The organism is Levilactobacillus koreensis JCM 16448, from assembly GCF_001435525.1.
In the GTDB taxonomy this organism is placed as follows: Bacteria; Bacillota; Bacilli; order Lactobacillales; family Lactobacillaceae; genus Levilactobacillus; species Levilactobacillus koreensis.
The window spans coordinates 1-1,313 of the sequence record NZ_AZDP01000099.1; the positions used below are offsets into that span (position 1 = coordinate 1).

The window sequence follows — 1,313 nt, forward strand, 5'->3', positions numbered from 1 at the left end:
GGATTCACTTTCACAACGGCGCTTTGAATAGCCTGAGCCTTGTACGTTAAGAAAGACTCTAACTGGAAGAAAGACCAGGAACGGTGATTATTGCGTAATGCTTTGGGTAAGTCATCAATGTTGAATGTCACATTGGTTAGGTCTTCCAGAACAAAAAGTGTGTGCGAACCATATGCCGTAACGAGTGTCTTAGCTAGCCGATGATTCACATCGGTCATCCAGCGGTTCTCTCGTTGAGCTAGTTGCTTCAGTTTTCTCTTGGCAGACGTGGTGTTCTTACTTTGTAGTTGTCGACGAACCTTAAGAAATTTTTTCCGCTTACGTAAGACTTTTTGACCATCAAAGAATAGTGTTTTCCCTTCACTATCAAAGGTAGTTGCTAGGAAGCGTAACCCGCGATCAATCCCTACGATTTGCGGATTGTCCTTGGAATTAAAATCGCTAACTTCTTTGGTAATGCCAATGTGTAGAAACCACTTGCCCCGGTTATGGACTAATTTAGCAGTTCCGAGCTTCCAATCCTCGGTAAAGTATTTCTCGAATCCTTTGTCAGTGAACCCTAACTTAGTCCGTTTACCCAGGGTGGTTATCGATATTTGCTGCATCTTATCCACGAATGAATAGTTGCTCTGACGAACCAAATCCGCTTGTGGTCGGTGGAACTGGATGGGCTTCACTAACCAGGTCAGGTCTTTGGAAGCTTGAACCCACTTGTTTTCTTCGTTCTTGTAGCGGTAAGGATGTTGCTTCATCTGTTCCTGAACTGTCTTGTAGCGAGCCACAACTGTCCGAAATACAGACTGGACCATCTGACTATTGAGTACTGATTCTTGTCTAAATATTTTGTATAGGTGATGATTGATTTTTAACCAACTCAACTGAAACTCATGGTCAAAGATCCATTGACTGACAAGATTAGCCAATCGTTGATATTCATGGTTCATTGCAAGAAATTGATTTGCTTGATTTGTGTCCGGATAGAGTCTCAACTTGATTGTTCGCCCCAGCTTAACCAATAGCTACCTCCCCTGAAGATTGGGTTAAGTATACCACGATTTGTTCCTAAATAGGGGAACGTACGTTTTAGAAAATGTTAAATTCGAGCATTCATCCCGCGATTAAAATCGCAGGTTTTCTGCTTAGTTGTTAATAAATTTAGAGGCATTCGTCACCGAGATTGAGGGTGTCGTTCCTACAGCAGGCGGAATCCCTGACAGCCGGGGCGTGGCCATTTCAAACCAGTCTCGTCAGCAATAACTAAAGGTTGAAAGTTCTAAAACACCAATCATGCCCGTTCTAGCAACAACAGTGAG

At 43.0% G+C, this 1,313-nt stretch carries 1 protein-coding gene; it reads right to left on the reverse strand.

Annotation, left to right across the window (positions count from 1 at the left end; translation table 11 throughout):
• On the reverse strand, window positions 1–1,016 hold a 1,016-nt coding region (locus FC99_RS08620), incomplete at its 3' end, for an RNA-guided endonuclease InsQ/TnpB family protein (RefSeq protein ID WP_056986529.1).
• Between the last annotated feature and the right edge of the window lie 297 nt (window positions 1,017–1,313).